Genomic DNA, 17,495 nt, shown 5'->3' with positions numbered 1-17,495 from the left:
GCGGCCTTATAGGCCCCGCGCAAACGAAATTGAAGTGGCGCCCCAATGCCTGGCTTGGTTAACCGCAGATTTGCACGGAATCAGGACGGTAGGCGCGAGGCTTCCGCGGCTCGAGCGAAACGCGCGAACTTGAACGCCGACTCAAGGCCAAAACCCTGGTTTCGTCTCTTCCAACCTTCCACCGATCCGCACCGGTGCAATTTTCATCGCAAGCCCCGTCGCATCGTTGATCTCGACCGCGACACCGCTCAACGTCCCCGCCCCGGCGGCCGGCTCGTAACGGCCGGTCGATAGGCCCGTCACAAAGCGCGACAGCGGCTCCTCCTTCTCCATGCCGATCACCGAATCATAGTCGCCGGTCATGCCGGCGTCGGTCATGTAGGCGGTGCCTCCGGCAAGGATCCGATAGTCGCCGGTCGGAATATGCGTGTGCGTGCCGACCACGAGCGAAGCGCGGCCGTCGCAGAAATGCCCCATCGCCTGCTTCTCACTGGTCGCTTCGGCGTGAAAATCGACGATGATGGCGTCCGCGCCTTCGCGCAGCTTGCAGGCCTCCAGTTCAAAATCGATTGCAGTGAACGGATCGTTCAACGGCTCCATGAACACGCGTCCTTGCGCATTGATGACCAGCACGCGCGCGCCGTTCTTTGCCTCGATGATGGCGGCGCCGCGGCCGGGATTGCGCTTGGGAAAATTCAGCGGACGAATCAGCGCGCCGACGCGCTCGATGAACACCAGCGCCTCCTTCTGCCGCCAGGCATGGTTGCCGAGCGTCACGACATCGGCGCCGGCGTCGATGAACTCGTGATAGATCGCCTCGGTGATGCCGAAGCCGCCGGCAGCATTCTCGCCATTGACCACGACCAGATCGAGCTTCCAGTCGCGCTTCAGGCCCGGCAAATGTTCAGCGATGGCATTGCGGCCCGAACGGCCCACGACATCACCGACGAAAAGAATACGCAACTAATTGCTCCTGAAATCGATTATCTCGCGCTCCGTTAGCACAAGATCGAGGTGTTCGTCGTGTTCGCCGGTGGGAACCGTCTCGACTTCTTGCGCCGCAAAGGCGATTCCGACGGCGATCACCGGCCTCTGCTTCCGTAAAATTGAAAGCGTACGATCGTAATAGCCGACACCGTAACCGATGCGGCGGCAGCGGCGGTCGAAGGCGGCTAGTGGAACCAGGATGATATCGGGCTCGAGGGAGATCGCCTCGACGCGTGGCTGCAGGATGCCGTAGGGGCCGACGATCAGCCGCTCGCCCTGTCGCCATTCGGCAAACGTCAGCGACTTTTCATTCGCATGAACGATCGGCAGCGCGAGTGCAGCGCCGTTTGCCGCGAGGCTGCGCATCAACGGCACCGGATCGCATTCGCTGCGGATCGGTGAGTAGCCGGCGACGATGGTGCCTTCGCCGAGCGGAACGGGAAAGCGGCGCATCGCGATCGCCTGCGCAGCGCGGCGCCGTTCGGCAACGGGCAGCGCGTCGCGCGCGGCAAGCGCGGCGATGCGAAGATCTTTCTTGGACGCAATATCCGACACAATGATTACCCGCACTCCATCATCATTCGCGAAAGCGAATGATCCCAGTAAACGAAGGCGCTCGAATTCATCTTTGGCACGCGTACTGGATGCCCGCCTCCGCGGACATGACATCAGCATTAGACCGGCTGGGGCGAGGAAGGCAAAGCGCGAAGCCGCAGTGGCCGTTGGAGGCTCGATCCCGGGTTCCCTACGAAAGTAGGTGGGCACCGTGTGTCCGGACCCACGGGTCCGGCCAGGGACAGCTCCCTTAAGGATCGATAAGGCCCCGGGGAATAATGCTCCTGACGCACCCCGCAGCTTCGCAGGCGTAATGTAGCGACGAATGCGCTCTCGCGCCATGGCCATGACGAATGGCGGCTCGCTGTTGCAAGCTAGCCGACCGCCATGCCTCCACCCGCCGGACGGCTGAGCGCATGCGCCATGCGCTCGATACGATCGGCTGCAGCATCGAGCGCGGTGATGATGGCGGCCTCGGTTCGACTCGCACGATCGCTCTCACCCGCATGTGCAGCATTGAGGGCGCCGATCTCCGCTTCGAGCTTGGCAATCTTTGCGTTCGCATCGAGCAGCTCGTCGCCGATCATCATCGCAGCCATCACCGTGAGCCGCGCATCGCCGACCTCGCCGAACCGCGAACGCATTGACGAGATGCGCTGATCGAAATCCTCCGCGAGCGCCGTGACACGATGCTCCTGACCCGGTTCACAGGCGACGCGGAATTGCTTGCCGTTGATGGAAATATTGACGCTGCTCATGGCTGCTGTTCCGACTTCAGCACGGCGCGAATGGTCTCGATAGCACCATCGATGCGCTCGGCGATGTTGCGGTTGGCATCCTCGAGCGAACGCGATCGGGCGATCGAATGATCGAGTTCGTCGGCGAGACGCGAGCGATCTGCACCAAGCGCCTGCATCGTCGCAGCGAGATTGTCCTGGCTGCGATCGTTTTCTTGCCGTCGCTCGACGACAGCCTCGAGTTCATCCAGGGCAGCGACAAGCCTGCGAATCGCGGCCTCGACAGACCGCTGTTCGATCGCAGCTTCCTCAAGGGGAAGATCCGTCACGCCGACCTCCCTTGCTGGTGCCAAGACAGGCAAAAGACACGCCCCCGCAGACATTTAAGTACCGTATGTCGCATGCGAATCAACGCTACGCCAAGGCCATGCAGGGCACTTGCGGCGATCTATGCACCGATATGCACCATTTCAGTTGGGCGCTAGCACGGCGCGATCTTGGACTCTTCGTTGCCAGGTGATAAGCCCCGGCCATGATGCAGCCCCAAAAAAGCGCGGTTCCGACGCGCCGCGACCCCTCCAAAATGGCACAGGAACAGGCGTCCATGAATACGCGCGTCGATCATTCCGCGATGGCCAACGCGATCCGCGCACTGGCAATGGACGCGGTTGAGCAGGCGAAATCAGGACATCCCGGCCTGCCCATGGGGGCGGCAGATGTGGCGACGGTGCTGTTCACCCAGTTCCTCAACTTCGACGCCGCTGACCCGGCGTGGCCGGACCGCGATCGCTTCGTGCTTTCCGCGGGCCACGGCTCGATGCTGATCTACGCGCTCCTCTACCTGACCGGTAATGAGGCGATGACGATCGACGAGATCAAGCGCTTCCGCCAGCTCGGATCGCTTACGCCGGGACATCCGGAGAATTTCGTCACCCCCGGCATCGAGACGACCACCGGCCCCCTCGGCCAGGGTATCGCCACCGCCGTCGGCATGGCGATGGCCGAGCGGCACCTGGCTGCGACCTTCGGCGGCGACCTGGTCGACCATTTCACTTACGTGCTCGCTTCCGACGGCGATCTGATGGAAGGTGTCAGCCAGGAAGCCATCGCTTTGGCCGGACACCTGAAGCTGAACAAGCTGATTGTGCTGTTCGACGACAACGGCATTTCGATCGATGGCCCGCTCTCCCTCGCCGACTCGGTCGACCAGGTGAAGCGCTTCGAGGCAGCCGGCTGGCTGGCCGAACGGATCGACGGACATGACCCGAAGGCGATTGCCGAGGCCATTGCGCGGGCACAGAAGGCCGACCGCCCGGCCATGATCGCCTGCAAGACGGTCATCGCGTTCGGCGCGCCAACCAAGGCGGGCTCGGAAAAGTCGCACGGCTCGCCACTGGGCGCGGACGAAATCGCCGGCACCCGTAAGAAGCTGGGCTGGACCGCGGCACCATTCGAAATTCCTGCGGATATTTTGAATGCGTGGCGAACAGCAGGTTCGCGCGGCAAGGCTCTTCGCGAGGCCTGGACGGCAAGGCTCGCGAAACAGGACGTCGCAACACTCGCCGAGTTCAGCCGTCGCATGGAAGGCGAGTTGCCCACCGGGCAACTCGCTGCGGCCGTGCGCACGATGAAGGAGAAGCTTGCTGCGACCCCGAAAGAGATGGCGACCCGCGCCGCCTCGGAAGAGGCTTTGCAGGTGCTGACCGCGGCGGTGCCGGAAATGGTCGGCGGCTCGGCGGACCTCACCGGCTCCAACAACACGCGGGCCAAGGGCATGGCCGCCCTGTCCGCCAACAACTACGGCGCGCGCTTCGTGCATTACGGCATCCGCGAGCACGGCATGGCGGCGGCGATGAACGGCATGGCGCTGCACGGCGGCGTGATCCCTTATTCGGGTACGTTCCTGGTCTTCTCCGACTACCTGCGCCCCGCACTGCGGCTCGCCGCGCTGATGGAAGAGCGCGTGATCCACGTGCTGACGCATGATTCGATCGGTCTTGGCGAGGACGGTCCGACCCATCAGCCGGTGGAGCACCTCGCCGCGCTTCGCGCGATCCCGAACCTGAACGTGTTTCGGCCGTGCGATGCGGTTGAGACACTGGAGTGCTGGCAACTTGCGCTAGAGGTGAAGACCCGCCCGAGCGTGCTCGCGCTGACACGACAGAACCTGCCACAGCTTCGACTGACCGACGACACGACGAACCGCTGCGCCAAGGGCGCCTATGAACTGGTCCCGGCAAACGGCGAAGCTAAAGTCTCGATCTTCGCCTCGGGCTCGGAGGTGCAGATCGCCGTTGAAGCGCAGAAGCAGCTTGCGGCCAAAGGCATCGCCGCCCGCGTGGTGTCCGTCCCCTGCATGGACATCCTGCTCGAACTATCGCGCGCGGAGTTCGAGGCGATTGTCGGCCGGGCGCCCATCAAGGTCGCAATCGAGGCCGCCGTACGGCAGGGGTGGGACGCAATTATCGGCCATGACGGCATTTTCATCGGCATGACCGGCTTCGGCGCCAGCGCGCCGGCAAAGGAACTGTTCAAGCACTTCGGCATTACGCCTGAGGCTGTCGTTAACGCAGTGCAGAAGCACCGTCCCTGATGGTTGAGGTCGCCCCCAAAAAGGGCTACCTGTTCCCCCATATCGTCCGACCACGTCCGGCAGAACCGGACGGATCTGCAGCACAGCCACCTCGGAGTGACCTCGGTCGCCGCGGGCGGGGCTTAAGCTATTGAAGGAGAAGAAGATATGGCTATCCGGGTCGCCATTAACGGGTTCGGCCGCATCGGCCGCAACATCCTCCGCGCGATTTACGAGGCCAAGCGCACGGACATCGAAGTCGTCGCCGTCAACGATCTCGGTCCGGTCGAGACCAACGCCCATCTCCTTCGCTTCGACAGCGTGCACGGTCGCTTCCCGGGCGAAGTTACCGTCAAAGGCGACGAGATCAGCCTCGGCAACGGCGCCATCAAGGTCACGGCCGAACGGGATCCGTCAAAATTGCCCTGGAAAGCCATGGGCATCGACATCGCCATCGAATCCACCGGCATCTTCACCTCCAAGGACAAAGCCTCGGCACACCTCACCGCCGGCGCCAAGCGCGTCCTGGTCTCGGCTCCGGCCGACGGCGCCGACCTCACGGTCGTCTATGGCGTCAATCATGACAAGCTGACCAAGGACCACCTGGTCGTCTCCAACGGCTCCTGCACCACCAACTGCCTCGCGCCGGTCGCCAAGGTGCTGAACGACAGCGTCGGCATCGAGACCGGCTTCATGACGACGATCCACGCCTACACCGGCGACCAGCCGACCCTCGACACGATGCACAAGGATCTCTATCGCGCGCGCGCCGCAGCGATGTCGATGATCCCGACCTCAACCGGTGCGGCGAAGGCGATCGGCCTCGTGCTGCCGGAGTTGAACGGCAAGCTCGACGGCACCTCGATCCGCGTGCCGACGCCGAACGTCTCGGTCGTCGATCTGAAGATCGTCGCGAAAAAGAAGACCGACGTGAAGGAGATTAACGAAGTCATGAAGCGCGCGGCCGAGCAGGAGCTCAAGGGCATCCTCGGCTACACGACGTTTCCGAACGTCTCGATCGACTTCAACCACGACGCCCACTCGTCTACCGTCGCAATCGATCAGACCAAGGTGCAAGGTGGCAACCTCGTGCGCGTGCTGTCCTGGTATGACAACGAGTGGGGCTTCTCCAATCGCATGGCGGACACCGCCGTGGCGATGGGCAAGCTTATCTAACGTTCGTTTCGTACGTCATCGCCGGGGGCTTGCCCCGGCGATTTCGCTTAGGAAGGCACTGCGCCCCTGATCGGGCAAGCGACGCGACGCCGTTCCTTGAACGGCTATGCCCGGCCAGGACAGTGGAGTTAAGCATGAAGGCATTCCGCACCCTCGACGACGTCGATCTGAAGGGCAAGCGCGTCCTGCTACGCGTCGACCTCAACGTTCCGATGGAAGCCGGAAGGATCACCGACCGCACGCGGATCGAGCGCGTCGCGCCGACAATCGCGGAGATTGCCGACAAAGGCGGCAAGGTGATCCTGCTTGCGCATTTCGGGCGGCCGAAGGGCCGCGACCCGAAGGATTCGCTGAAGCCGGTTGCGGCCGCGGTCTCGCAGGTGATCAAGCGCCCGGTGGCGTTCGCCGATGATTGCATCGGCGATGTTGCCGAAAAGGCGATCGCCGCCATGAAGGATGGCGACGTGCTCTGCCTCGAGAACACACGTTTTCACAAGGAGGAGGAGGAGAACGATCCGGCGTTCGTCGCAGCCCTCGCCAAGCTCGGCGACATCTGGGTCAATGATGCCTTCTCCGCAGCGCATCGTGCGCACGCCTCGACCGAAGGCCTCGGTCACAAGCTGCCCGCGATCGCCGGCCGCACCATGCAGGCCGAACTCGAAGCGCTCGACAAGGCTCTCGGAGCACCGAAGAAGCCGGTGATCGCTATCGTCGGCGGCGCCAAGGTCTCCACCAAGCTTGCCCTTCTGGAAAATCTCGTCGGCAAAGTCGATGCGCTCGTGATCGGTGGCGGCATGGCCAACACGTTCCTGCACGCGCAAGGGATCGCCATCGGCAAATCGCTGGCCGAGAAGGACCTGGCCAGCACAGCCCTGCGCATTCTCGACAAGGCGGCAAAGGCCAACTGCGCCATTATCCTTCCTGTCGATGCCGTCGTCGCCTTTCATTTCGAAGCCAACGCGCCGTCGCACGCCTATGGCCTCGATGCGATCCCGTCAGACGGCATGATTCTCGACGTCGGCCCGCTGTCGATCGAACGCATCACGTCTGCGATCGACGATGCGGCGACGCTGGTCTGGAACGGTCCGGTCGGCGCCTTCGAATTGAGCCCGTTCGACAAGGGGACCATGGCGGCAGCGAAGCATGCCGCCGCGCGCACGAAGGCGAAGAAGCTGATCTCGGTCGCCGGCGGCGGCGATACCGTGGCCGCCCTCAACGCAGCCAGGGTTGCCGACGATTTTTCCTATGTTTCCACGGCAGGTGGAGCATTCCTCGAGTGGATGGAAGGAAAACCTCTGCCAGGCGTTGAGGTGCTGCGGCGCTAGCAGAACGAAGGAGCTCGGATCGATCAATGGCTAGGATCACGCTTCGCCAACTGCTCGATCATGCCGCCGCGAACGACTACGGCGTGCCTGCATTCAACATCAACAACATGGAGCAGGCGCTGGCGATCATGGACGCGGCCAGCGCGGTCGATGCGCCAGTGATCATTCAGGCCTCGCGCGGGGCCCGCACATACGCCAACGACATCATGCTGAAGCACATGATGGACGCGGTGACGGAGATCTATCCCCACATCCCGGTCTGCGTGCACCTCGATCACGGCAATGAGCCCGCCACCTGCATGACGGCGATCCAGGCAGGTTTCACCTCGGTGATGATGGACGGCTCGCTCAAGGCCGACGGCAAAACGCCGGGCGACTGGGACTACAATGTCGGCGTGACAAAGGCGGTCGCTGAGATGGCGCATCTCGGAGGAATATCAGTGGAAGGCGAGCTCGGTGTGCTCGGCTCGCTGGAAACGGGGATGGGCGACAAGGAAGATGGGCACGGCGCCGAGGGCAAGCTCAGTCACGACCAGTTGCTGACAAATCCGGACGAAGCCGTGAAGTTCGTCAGAGAGACGCAGGTCGATGCGCTGGCGATCGCCATGGGCACCTCGCACGGCGCCTACAAGTTCACGCGCAAGCCTGACGGGGCGATCCTTGCCATGAACGTCATCGAGGAGATTCATCGCAAGCTGCCGAACACCCACCTCGTCATGCACGGATCGTCTTCCGTGCCGCAGGACCTGCAGGACGTGATCAACACGTATGGCGGCAAGATGCCGCAGACCTGGGGCGTTCCGGTCAAAGAAATCCAGCGCGGCATCAAGCACGGTGTGCGCAAGATCAATATCGACACGGACAACCGCATGGCGATGACCGGTCAAATCCGCAAAGTGCTGAGCGAGAATCCGGGCGAGTTTGATCCACGCAAGTACCTCAAGCCGGCAATGGAGGCGATGACGAAGCTCTGCAGGCAGCGTTTTGAGGAATTCAGTACCGCCGGGCAAGCGTCGAAGATCAAGAAGGTGCTGCCGCCGTCAGAAATGGCCAAGCGTTATGCAAAGGGAGAGCTTGCGCCGAAAATCGCCTGACCATGTGAGGTTCCAAGCTTTTCCCAGAGCGATTGGCCTTGTAAAAATTCGCCCAGATCTTCGTGTTCAAAGGCTTCGTGTTCACAAAGGCTTCGTGTTCACAAGTTTTCGTATTCAACTGCCAGGAAGCGCCCCGCTTGAAGGAGACCACCATGAACCTCGCCGATCTCAACAAAGTCGCCAACGCCATGGTCGCGCCGGGCCGTGGAATCCTTGCCGCCGATGAATCGTCGGGCACCATCAAGAAGCGCTTCGATGCGATCGGCGTCGAGTCGACCGAGGAGAACCGTCGCGATTATCGCGAGTTGCTGTTCCGTTCGAAGGACGCGATGTCGAAGAACATCTCCGGCGTGATCCTCTACGACGAGACGATCTGGCAGAAGGCGAAGGATGGTACGCCGCTGGTCAAGCTGATCGAACAGGCAGGCTCGATTCCCGGTATCAAGGTCGACGAGGGCACACAGCCGCTGCCCGGCTGCCCGAACGAACTCATTACCGTCGGCCTCGACAAGCTCGCTGAGCGCTTGAAGAAATATTACGAGCAGGGCGCACGCTTTGCGAAGTGGCGTGCGGTGATCGACATCGCACCGGGAATTCCGAGCTATACGGCGGTCCATACCAATGCGCACGCGCTGGCGCGCTACGCCGCGCTTTGCCAGGCGGCGCAGATCGTGCCGATCGTTGAGCCGGAAGTGTTGATGGACGGCGACCACGACATCAACCGATGCTACGAGGTCACCGAGTTTGTGCTGAAGGAAACCTTCCAGGAGCTCTACTACCAGAAGGTCGCACTGGAAGGCATGGTGCTGAAGCCGAACATGGCGATCGCCGGCAAGAAGAGCGCCAAGAAATCCAGCGTGACGGAAGTCGCCGAGAAGACCGTGAAGATGTTGAAGGAGTGTGTGCCTGCCGCAGTGCCCGGCATCGCTTTCCTGTCCGGCGGCCAATCCGACGAGGAAGCAACCGCGCACCTCGACGCCATGAACAAGATCGGCGGGCTGCCGTGGAAGCTTACATTCTCCTACGGCCGCGCGCTGCAGGCGGCGCCGCAGAAGGCATGGTCGGGCAAGGCAGAGAACGTCGCCGCCGCACAACGTGCCTTCATCCATCGCGCAGCGATGAACGGTCTCGCCAGCAAGGGCGAATGGAAGCAGGACCTGGAAAAGAAGGCGGCGTAAGGTACGCGTTGCCGTTCCGGTCGCCATTGCGAGGAGTGAAGGCGCCGTAGCCCGGGTGGAGCGAAGCGAAGCCATAGCCGTTCGAAGAACGGCGTCGCTTCGCTCGCCTATGGGCAGCCTCTCGGCACATCATAGAGTCGATCCGTGTCGAGGCGTCACCCCGGGGCTGCGCTTCGCTCCACCCGGGCTACGTGGATGCTCCGACGCACGGCAGCGCTATCTGCCCCACTCCTTCCTGAGCTGTGCCGCCGTGGCCTTTTTCTCGTAGCCAAGTCGTTCGTAAAATCGATGCGCACGGTCGCGATCGACGTGGCTGTAGAGCGCGACGGACGTGCAGTCCTTCTCGCGCGCCCATGCTTCAGCCGCCTGCATCAGCGCCTCACCGACCCCTCTGGAGCGCTGCGACGCCTCGATCACCAGCGCCTGCACCATCACTTCCGGCGGCTTGTCGAGCGCCGGACGAAAGAAGGCATGCAGCAACCCGATCACGATGCCACCGTCGTCGTAAACCCAGACGCGATGATCCGCCTGCCCGAGCACTGCCGTCAGCCGGCGCACCAGTTCCGCCTGCGGCATCTCATAACCAAGCTGCGCGATCAGGACGGTTGCGGCGGCAATATCGGAATCGGCGATTGTCCGGACGGCCATGTTGCAATAACTCTCGCGCGTTGGTTTATCTCGAAACGCAAATAGCACATGTCTGCAAAGAAGCCGTCCCCTGCTCCGCCCACACCGCGGCTCTATCTCGCGACGCCGCCGGCAGCCGACGCTGCAGGGCTGTCACCGGTGCTTGAGAGCCTCCTCGCGGCCGCCGATATCGCCGCAGTGCTGGTTCGGCTCGCGGATGCCGACGACCGCACCAACATCAATCGCATCAAGGCGCTCGCGCCGACGATCCAGACCCCCGGCGCGGCCCTGTTGCTCGATAGTCATCTCGCGCTGGTCGCGCGCGCGGGCGCCGACGGCGCCCATGTGAGCGGCCTGGCGCCGATGAACGAAGCTCTGGAACAGCTGAAACCGGACCGTATTGTCGGCGTCGGCGGGCTACATTCGCGCCACGATTCGATGGTTGCTGGCGAAGCCGGTGCCGACTATCTCCTGTTCGGCGAGCCGGACGCGAACGGCCACAGACCCTCCACCGAGGCGATCGCGGAGCGGCTCGAATGGTGGGCGGAGCTGTTTGAGCTGCCGTGCGTGGGTTATGCGCAGAGCCTCGATGAAGTGGAGCGGTTCGCCGCAGCCGGCGCGGATTTCATCATGGTGGACGAGGTCGTCTGGTCCGATGCGCGAGGTCCAGAGGCCGCGCTCACAGACGTGGCGAATCGGATGGGACAAGGTCATGCGGCGAACCTTGAGAAAGCCGCGGCCAGGCAAGGATGATGCAGTCGAGATGACGCCAGCGGCTCCGCTCTTCCGTATTGCGCCAGCGCTCCGTTTCCGAAGTCCGCATCGCTTCGCCGCTGACTCTCATGCGAACTTCGGAGACGTTAGGAGCGCTGGCAACTTTATATTTCCAGTGCGGTTTTTGAGTTTGAAACTCCTGCGCAGGACCAGCCGCGAGGTTGGCAGGAACTTCAAATTCGCCGCACTAGCGGCGGTTGGGCTTTCGATGCTTGCGACGGCGGCCTCGGCGCAGCTGCAACTCGCGCCGCAGCCGCCTGCGAAGAAGTCGGAGAGCGGCGTCAAGAAGCGACAGGACGCGAAAAAGGCGGCAACGAAGAAGAACCCGCAGAAGACCACGACCACGCCAAGCACGCCGAGCACGCCCAAAGCTCCGGCAAAAAGCGAGCCGGAGGTCGCCGACGATCCGCATGTCGACACGGCGTATGGCGCGTATCAACGTGGCGCATATGGCGAGGCGTTCCGCATCGCGTTGAAACGCGCGCAGGAAAAAGCCGATCCCAAGGCGATGACCCTGCTCGGCGAGCTCTACGCCAGCGGTCAGGGCGTCGACCGCGACGAACAAAAAGCGCTCGACTGGTACAAGCAGGCCGCCGATCGGGGCGATCGCGAAGCGACCTTCGCGTTGGCGATGATGCGCATGGCGGGCCGCGGCGGGCCGGCGAACCGCGAGGAAGCAGCGAAGCTGCTCGCCTTTGCGGCACGCCTCGGCAGCGCGCCGGCAGCCTATAACCTCGCGCTGCTGAACATCGAAGGACAGCTTTTTCCGCGGGATCTCGGTCGCGCCGCCGAGTTGTTCCGGCAGGCCGCGGACGCAGGGAACACGGAGGCGCAGTACGCGCTCGCAACCTTCTACAAGGATGGACGCGGCGTCGAAAAGAACCCGTCCGAGGCCGCCCGTCTGTTGAAGGCTGCCGCTCTCGCCGATCATCTCGATGCCCAGGTCGAGTATGCGATCGCATTATTCAACGGCACGGGCACACCGAAGGACGAGGTCGCCGCAGTGGCGCTGTTATGGAAAGCAGCGCGGCGCGGCAGCCCGATCGCACAGAACCGGCTCGCGCGTGTGCTGGCGACCGGAACCGGCACGCCCAAGGACATGGCGGAAGCGATGAAATGGCATCTGATCGCCAAGGCGGGCGGTAAGGGCGATCCCATGCTCGATGAGGTATTCGCGTCGATTGCCGCTGAAACCAAGGCAAAGGCCGAAGAGGCGGCGCAACACTGGTTCGGCGGCAAATCCAGCAAATAGGCCTTCAAATGGCTCTATGGGATTGAAATGAGACCGGCGCACGGGCGCACCGCCCTTGACGCAGATTGAGTGAGCGGGCAGACCGCACCTTCCGAATTCCGTGGCGATATCCATCCATGCTGCATTCCGCACTTCTTAACGTCATGGTGAAAGCCGCGCGCCGCGCTGGCCGCACGCTGAAGCGCGATCTCGGCGAGATCGAGCATTTGCAGGTTTCGCTGAAGGGGCCTGCGAATTTTGTCTCCCTGGCCGACAAGCGCGCCGAGGAGACGCTTTATGACGAGTTGACCAGGGCACGGCCTGGTTACGGCTTCATCGGCGAGGAAGGCGGCATACGCGAAGGCACCGACAAGGCCAATGTCTGGATCGTCGACCCACTCGACGGTACCACCAACTTTCTGCATGGCATGCCGCACTTCGCCGTATCCATCGGGCTTCAGCGCGAGGGCGCGATGATTGCAGGTCTCGTCTACAATCCCGCCAACGATGACCTGTTCGTGGCCGAGAAGGGCAAGGGCGCCTACCTGAACGACCAGCGCATCCGCGTCGCCGCGCGCAAGAACCTTAGCGACTCGGTCGTTGCCTGCGGACTGCCGCACATCGGCCGCGGCGATTTCGCCATCGCGAGCGCGGAACTTGCGGCAATTCAGCCGCGGGTCGCCGGTCTTCGACGCTTCGGCGCGGCCGCACTCGACCTCGCCTGGGTCGCGGCTGGACGGCTGGACGGCTACTGGGAGCGCAATCTGTCCTCATGGGACATGGCCGCAGGCATCGTGCTGGTGCGCGAGGCCGGCGGATTCGTCAGCGACATCGACGGCAGCGACAAGATCTTCGAGACGCGCGACATCATCGCCGGCAATGAAGACATCCATCGCGAACTGGTGAAAATCCTGAAGCCGATCGGCAAGTGACGTTCACTTCGGCGCCGTAGCCCGGATGGACTGCAGCGCGATCCGGGGCAGACTCAGCGACCTGGATTTTCGCTGCGCTTCATCCAGGCGACCCATCTCCGCAAGCCCGCCGCGCCAACATGGCCAAGGCTTATTTTGCCGGGATCGCCCCGATCTGGGTCATCAGCGTCAGCATGTCGGAGCAGATCCATTCCTCGGCGATCTTGCCGTCGGCGACGCGATAGATCTCGTTGCTTTGATACTCGATGCGTTTCCCGCTGGGCCGCGTTCCTAGGAATTCCCCAGTGTGGGTCCCGGAAAGGCGCGCACGTACAGCCACCTTGTCATCCGACGCGAATATGTCTTCCACCTGAATCCGGATATCGGGGAAAGCGAGCAACAGGGTTTCTGCGTTCTTTCGCCAGGCGTCGACACCACGCATCTGGTACGGCGCCCCTGCCAAGTTTATTCTGAAATCCGGGGTCAGTAACTTGACACAGGCCTCCAGGTCTTTGCGCCCCATGGCGTCAAAGGCGCTCCGCATCAGCTCCAAATTCGGTTCGTGATAGGCAATGTTCGCAGGCACGGTTGGACTCCTTGTTGATGATCGGCTTCTCGACGATTGGCTGGCAGCCACGATTTAGTGAATATGATACATAATTACAATTGTTCATCAAGTAGTCGCGACACGCTGTCACAGCTTCTGTGGGTCACCTCGCTCATGTCCGCGGACATGCAGAGTGGGCTCGCCGAGTATGGTCTCACTGAAGCCAGGGCACATGTGATGTGGGAATTGGGGGCATCAGAACGTCTGACGCAGCGGGAGCTCGCCGAGGCGTTGAAAGTTACACCCCGCAATGTGACCGCGCTCATCGACGCCCTTGAAACGACCGGCTTCGTTCGCCGCACGACGCATCCAACCGACAGGCGCGCCGTCTTGATTGTATTGACGGACAAGGGACAGAAGACCGTGGCGAGGCTTCAGTCAGACATGGCTCGTTTTGCCGAATTGCTGTTCGGCGGCATGTCCGAGGGCGAACTGAGCACGTTTCGCCGGATACTCCACGAAGTCGGTGGCCGGTTATCGAAACTGGCCGAGGGCAAGCCTGCCGCCGCACGAAACTGACCGTGCTGCGAGGACGCCGCATTCGAACCGTCTTCCAATAACGCGAACCGCAACCCCACGCCCGAAGGTCTCGCACAGCTTGGCGAGGCGGTGAGCGAGGACGGTTATCGGGACGAGTTCCTCAACGATGTCCGTCCTGAACTCGCCGAAAGGATCCCGCCCGATCTCTGGAAGCTTCACTGGTCGCTGACCAACCCCGGCGGCGACAGATAGCGACCGGCATCATCGCCGGTCTGCGCGAGAACCGCGCCTGGTTTCCGCGCTATCAGGCCCATCTGCGCAAGCACCGTCCGCCCACACTGATCGTCTGGGGCCCTCAGGACGGTTACATGCCCGAAGGCGCGGCGCGCGCTTATCTGCGCGACTTGCCCGAGGCCGAGTTGCATCTGCTCGACGGAGGCCACTGGTTGCTGGAGACGAATCTCTCCGAGGTCGTCGCACTGACGCGAGATTTCCTCTCACGCCTGAAATGAGCCGGCGCCGTTTCTCACCCCAGTTTCCAAGCCTTCCTCCGCACGCTCAAGAGCGGAATTGTGCCCGAAACGAACAGCGCCAGCGCGAGCACGACGAACATTGCGTGCAGCGAGCCGAGGTGGAGGGCCGCAAACGCGCCGCCCGAGATGGCGATGGCGCTGCGAAGGACCGCGCCGACGATCGGCCAGAAGAGCATGTTGGCGCCCAGCAGCGCGAAATACATGCCGATGCCGAGCCCGAAGAATCCGAAGGCGGGACCGACAATACGGAGATAGTCGCTGCCGACCGCGACTGCAGTTACATCACCGGTGAACAGTCCGAGCCAGGCTTCGGGGAAGAGCGCAGCGCAAAGGCCGATCAGTTCGGTAACGGCGAAGGCGACGGCCCCGCCAATCATCACGATCTTGAGCGCGCGCTCGCGCTTGCCCGCGCCGATGTTGGTACCGACCATCGCGACCAGCGGTGCGCCAAAGCCGAACGCAAGCGGAATCAGCAGAAATTCGAGGCGGGCGGCAGTACCATAACCCGCCACGGCGCTTGCCCCACCTAGCAGCGACACCAGCGCATTGTTGACGGCTGCCGTGGCGTTGATCAGCAGCGAGACCATCGTGCCTGCGGCGCCGATCCTCAGAATGGTGACGAAGGTCTTCGCCCGCAACGCTGCGTGCGTAAACTTGACGACGCATCGGCCGGCAAGAATGTACCAGGCGAGGATGATCGAACCTGCAACATAATAGGTCAGCAGCGAGATCGCGCTGCCGGCGATGCCGAGCGCCGGAAACGGGCCGACGCCGAAGATCAGGCACGGCGACAGCGGGACCATCAACAGTACGCCGCCGCAGGTCACGAGCGCAGGCACGAACATGTTGCCGGTGCCGCGGATGACGCTCATCAGGGCGTTCATGATCCAGAACACGACGTTTCCGGCAAAAATGACGTTCGAATAGACGAGAGCCGCTTCGAGATCGCCGCCCTGACCGCCGGTCGCCTGATAGATCGACCGGCCGAAGATGAGCATCACAGCGGAAAGCGCCGCGCCGATCGAGGCGTTGATGATCAGACCGTGCACGAGAACCGCGTCGGCCTCCTGCTGCTGCTGCGCCCCCAGCGCCCGCGCCACCGCGGCTGAGATGCCCGCACCAATCGACCCGCCGGACACCGTGCCGACCAGGAGCACGAACGGAAACACCAGCACCATGCCCGCAAGTGCATCGTTTCCGAGCTTTGCCAGCCACCAGGTATCGATCAATGCGGCGCCTGCTTGCGCCAGCATGATCATCATGTTCGGCCAGGACAGCTTCAGGATCAACGGGATGATCGGCGCCTCGAGCAGGCGACGCGTCAGCGGATTGATCGCAGTCGGCTCAGCAACCGGGACTTTAGGCGAGAGGGCGTCCATCTGCAAAATCCGGTCAGCGAGCTTCGCGTAAAAATGATGACTATCATATAAAAAGGCGCGTCGCCATCAAGCAGTGAAGGCATGTTGACGGGCATGCATATTTGCCGATGAGCACGGAATGCGCGGCGATCCGTCCTGAAAGCAGGTCGTCACGAAGGAGGCACGCTTTCGTCCCTCGGCAGAAAGCCGGCACGCGCCGGTTCCCCACAGCGCGCTGCGGAAGTTGTCGATTTCCGCCAATTCATCTGTATTCCTGAAGTCCCTATGCCATATTGAAGCCCGAAATCGACACGCACACGTCCGCGGCGGACCCGAGCTCCAACGATGGCACGCGACCCGATGCACAGCTACACGGCCTCCATCGAACCGGCGAAGCTTTCCTCGCCGCGCATCTTCCTGTTCCGGATGCTGGTGTTCCTCACGCTCTGCGCGCTACTGATGATCGTTCTCTACAAGCAGATCTGGACAGCCTTCCTCGCCAATCCGGGGCTGAACGGCGTGATCCTCGGCGTGCTGGCAATCGGCATCATCCTGTCGTTCCGGCAGGTGATCCGTCTCTATCCGGAAATCCGCTGGGTCAACAGCTTCCGCGTTTCCGATCCAGGGCTCGCGCTCGACCGACGACCGACGCTGTTGGCGCCGATGGCGGTGCTGCTCGGTGACCGCACCGGCCGGACGGCGATTACCCAGCAGACAATGCGGCATCTGCTGGACTCGATCGCCACCCGCCTCGACGAAGCTCGCGATCTGTCGCGCTACATGACCGGCCTTTTGGTCTTCCTCGGCCTGCTCGGCACGTTCTGGGGCCTGATCGAAACCGTCGGCTCGGTCGGCAAGGTGATCGAAGGGTTGCAGGTTGGTGGCGATGCGGGTTCGATCTTCGACACGCTGAAGGAAGGCCTTGCCGCGCCACTCGGCGGCATGGGCATTTCGTTCTCGTCATCGCTGTTCGGTCTCGCCGGCTCGCTGGTGCTAGGCTTTCTCGACCTTCAATCAAGCCAGGCGCAGAACCGCTTCTACACGGACCTCGAGGACTGGCTGGTGACGATCGTGCACGAATATTCCGCCGAGCAGCCCGCAGCCAACCTCACGACGCACACCGATCTCTCCACCGTTGTCGATCGGCTGCGGGCAGCGGTCGAGGACATGGGTTCCGGCCGGGCCGCGACGTCGGCGATGGCGAACCTCGCCGACGCCATTCAAGGCCTTGTGCAACACATGCGTAGCGAGCAACAATTGATCCGTGAGTGGGCCGACGGCCAAGGCGAACAGAACCGTGAGATCAAGCGACTGCTCGAACGCCTCGCACGCCAGCCCGAGAAAAGTTAG

At 62.6% G+C, this 17,495-nt stretch carries 17 protein-coding genes, 1 other RNA gene and 1 pseudogene; 11 read left to right on the top strand and 8 right to left on the bottom strand.

Annotation, left to right across the window (positions count from 1 at the left end; genetic code table 11):
- Positions 1-141: 141 nt before the first annotated feature.
- The 5 genes from RCO31_RS03375 to RCO31_RS03355 all read right to left on the bottom strand — a co-directional run bounded on the left by RCO31_RS03375 (position 142) and on the right by RCO31_RS03355 (position 2,608).
- Positions 142-963, bottom strand: coding sequence for a TIGR00282 family metallophosphoesterase (locus RCO31_RS03375; RefSeq protein WP_308966814.1), 822 nt, complete (start codon positions 961-963; stop codon positions 142-144).
- Positions 964-1,557: a 5-formyltetrahydrofolate cyclo-ligase gene (locus RCO31_RS03370; protein WP_308966813.1), complete on the bottom strand. Its 594-nt coding sequence runs from the start codon at positions 1,555-1,557 to the stop codon at positions 964-966.
- A 133-nt stretch (positions 1,558-1,690) separates the two neighbouring features.
- A non-coding RNA gene (gene ssrS / locus RCO31_RS03365) (6S RNA) lies at positions 1,691-1,848 on the bottom strand.
- Between the two features lie 68 nt (positions 1,849-1,916).
- On the bottom strand, positions 1,917-2,300 hold the full coding sequence (locus RCO31_RS03360; protein ID WP_308966812.1) for a cell division protein ZapA: 384 nt from the start codon (positions 2,298-2,300) through the stop codon (positions 1,917-1,919).
- Positions 2,297-2,608: a DUF4164 domain-containing protein gene (locus RCO31_RS03355; RefSeq protein WP_308966811.1), complete on the bottom strand. Its 312-nt coding sequence runs from the start codon at positions 2,606-2,608 to the stop codon at positions 2,297-2,299. Before RCO31_RS03355 ends, RCO31_RS03360 begins: the two co-directional genes overlap by 4 nt.
- Positions 2,609-2,883: 275 nt before the next feature.
- Here RCO31_RS03355 and tkt point away from each other — a divergent pair, with 275 nt between their 5' ends.
- From tkt to RCO31_RS03330, 5 genes are all read left to right on the top strand, one after another.
- Entirely contained in the window at positions 2,884-4,872 is a 1,989-nt protein-coding gene (tkt, locus tag RCO31_RS03350) for a transketolase (RefSeq protein ID WP_308966810.1), read from the top strand.
- 147 nt (positions 4,873-5,019) lie between these two features.
- Positions 5,020-6,027, top strand: coding sequence for a type I glyceraldehyde-3-phosphate dehydrogenase (gap, locus tag RCO31_RS03345; protein ID WP_308966809.1), 1,008 nt, complete (start codon positions 5,020-5,022; stop codon positions 6,025-6,027).
- 134 nt (positions 6,028-6,161) lie between these two features.
- A complete protein-coding gene (locus RCO31_RS03340; protein ID WP_308966808.1) occupies positions 6,162-7,352 on the top strand; it encodes a phosphoglycerate kinase in 1,191 nt (396 codons plus the stop codon).
- A 26-nt stretch (positions 7,353-7,378) separates the two neighbouring features.
- Positions 7,379-8,446 carry a class II fructose-bisphosphate aldolase gene (gene fba, locus RCO31_RS03335; protein WP_308966807.1) on the top strand — a complete coding sequence of 356 codons (1,068 nt, stop codon included), beginning with the start codon at positions 7,379-7,381 and terminating at the stop codon, positions 8,444-8,446.
- 152 nt (positions 8,447-8,598) lie between these two features.
- Entirely contained in the window at positions 8,599-9,624 is a 1,026-nt protein-coding gene (locus RCO31_RS03330) for a class I fructose-bisphosphate aldolase (RefSeq protein ID WP_308966806.1), read from the top strand.
- A gap of 216 nt (positions 9,625-9,840) precedes the next feature.
- Here RCO31_RS03330 and RCO31_RS03325 read toward each other — a convergent pair whose 3' ends face one another.
- Positions 9,841-10,272 carry a GNAT family N-acetyltransferase gene (locus RCO31_RS03325; RefSeq protein ID WP_308966805.1) on the bottom strand — a complete coding sequence of 144 codons (432 nt, stop codon included), beginning with the start codon at positions 10,270-10,272 and terminating at the stop codon, positions 9,841-9,843.
- Positions 10,273-10,320: 48 nt separating this feature from the next.
- On the opposite strand from RCO31_RS03325, the gene RCO31_RS03320 reads away from it, so the two are divergent.
- The 3 genes from RCO31_RS03320 (at position 10,321) to RCO31_RS03310 (ending at position 13,188) form a co-directional block, all read left to right on the top strand.
- Positions 10,321-11,004 carry a thiamine phosphate synthase gene (locus RCO31_RS03320; protein WP_308966804.1) on the top strand — a complete coding sequence of 228 codons (684 nt, stop codon included), beginning with the start codon at positions 10,321-10,323 and terminating at the stop codon, positions 11,002-11,004.
- A 229-nt stretch (positions 11,005-11,233) separates the two neighbouring features.
- A complete protein-coding gene (locus tag RCO31_RS03315; protein WP_308966803.1) occupies positions 11,234-12,277 on the top strand; it encodes a tetratricopeptide repeat protein in 1,044 nt (347 codons plus the stop codon).
- 116 nt (positions 12,278-12,393) lie between these two features.
- Positions 12,394-13,188: an inositol monophosphatase family protein gene (locus RCO31_RS03310; protein WP_308966802.1), complete on the top strand. Its 795-nt coding sequence runs from the start codon at positions 12,394-12,396 to the stop codon at positions 13,186-13,188.
- Between the two features lie 130 nt (positions 13,189-13,318).
- Here RCO31_RS03310 and RCO31_RS03305 read toward each other — a convergent pair whose 3' ends face one another.
- Positions 13,319-13,753 (bottom strand): ester cyclase, encoded by a 435-nt coding sequence (locus RCO31_RS03305; protein ID WP_308966801.1) that lies wholly within the window; start codon positions 13,751-13,753, stop codon positions 13,319-13,321.
- A 36-nt stretch (positions 13,754-13,789) separates the two neighbouring features.
- On the opposite strand from RCO31_RS03305, the gene RCO31_RS03300 reads away from it, so the two are divergent.
- Together RCO31_RS03300 and RCO31_RS03295 are read left to right on the top strand one after the other, a co-directional pair.
- Entirely contained in the window at positions 13,790-14,293 is a 504-nt protein-coding gene (locus tag RCO31_RS03300; protein ID WP_308966800.1) for a MarR family transcriptional regulator, read from the top strand.
- A gap of 48 nt (positions 14,294-14,341) precedes the next feature.
- A pseudogene (locus RCO31_RS03295) lies at positions 14,342-14,766 on the top strand (alpha/beta fold hydrolase); the annotation flags it as partial.
- A gap of 14 nt (positions 14,767-14,780) precedes the next feature.
- Here RCO31_RS03295 and RCO31_RS03290 read toward each other — a convergent pair.
- Positions 14,781-16,166, bottom strand: a complete 1,386-nt coding sequence (locus RCO31_RS03290) for an MATE family efflux transporter (RefSeq protein ID WP_308966799.1) — start codon at positions 16,164-16,166, stop codon at positions 14,781-14,783.
- Positions 16,167-16,490: 324 nt separating this feature from the next.
- Here RCO31_RS03290 and RCO31_RS03285 point away from each other — a divergent pair, with 324 nt between their 5' ends.
- The gene (locus tag RCO31_RS03285) at positions 16,491-17,495 is read left to right on the top strand and encodes a flagellar motor protein MotA (RefSeq protein WP_308966798.1); all 1,005 of its coding nucleotides are present in this window, start codon (positions 16,491-16,493) and stop codon (positions 17,493-17,495) included.

Origin of the sequence: Bradyrhizobium sp. LHD-71 (genome assembly GCF_031157255.1) — a bacterium.
Taxonomy (GTDB): domain Bacteria; phylum Pseudomonadota; class Alphaproteobacteria; order Rhizobiales; family Xanthobacteraceae; genus P52-10.
The sequence above is the reverse complement of the archived record's forward strand: the minus strand, read 5'-3'. Positions and strand labels throughout refer to the sequence as shown.

Excerpts from the sequence above, each read along its gene's own strand:
- RCO31_RS03315 (WP_308966803.1), top strand. The coding sequence starts at position 11,234 with ATGCTTGCGACGGCGGCCTCGGCGCAGCTGCAACTCGCGCCGCAGCCG.
- fba (WP_308966807.1), top strand. The coding sequence starts at position 7,379 with ATGGCTAGGATCACGCTTCGCCAACTGCTCGATCATGCCGCCGCGAAC.
- tkt (WP_308966810.1), top strand. The coding sequence starts at position 2,884 with ATGAATACGCGCGTCGATCATTCCGCGATGGCCAACGCGATCCGCGCA.
- RCO31_RS03325 (WP_308966805.1), bottom strand. The coding sequence starts at position 10,272 with ATGGCCGTCCGGACAATCGCCGATTCCGATATTGCCGCCGCAACCGTC.
- gap (WP_308966809.1), top strand. The coding sequence starts at position 5,020 with ATGGCTATCCGGGTCGCCATTAACGGGTTCGGCCGCATCGGCCGCAAC.
- RCO31_RS03340 (WP_308966808.1), top strand. The coding sequence starts at position 6,162 with ATGAAGGCATTCCGCACCCTCGACGACGTCGATCTGAAGGGCAAGCGC.
- RCO31_RS03290 (WP_308966799.1), bottom strand. The coding sequence starts at position 16,166 with ATGGACGCCCTCTCGCCTAAAGTCCCGGTTGCTGAGCCGACTGCGATC.
- RCO31_RS03285 (WP_308966798.1), top strand. The coding sequence starts at position 16,491 with ATGGCACGCGACCCGATGCACAGCTACACGGCCTCCATCGAACCGGCG.
- RCO31_RS03310 (WP_308966802.1), top strand. The coding sequence starts at position 12,394 with ATGCTGCATTCCGCACTTCTTAACGTCATGGTGAAAGCCGCGCGCCGC.
- RCO31_RS03330 (WP_308966806.1), top strand. The coding sequence starts at position 8,599 with ATGAACCTCGCCGATCTCAACAAAGTCGCCAACGCCATGGTCGCGCCG.
- RCO31_RS03320 (WP_308966804.1), top strand. The coding sequence starts at position 10,321 with ATGTCTGCAAAGAAGCCGTCCCCTGCTCCGCCCACACCGCGGCTCTAT.
- RCO31_RS03360 (WP_308966812.1), bottom strand. The coding sequence starts at position 2,300 with ATGAGCAGCGTCAATATTTCCATCAACGGCAAGCAATTCCGCGTCGCC.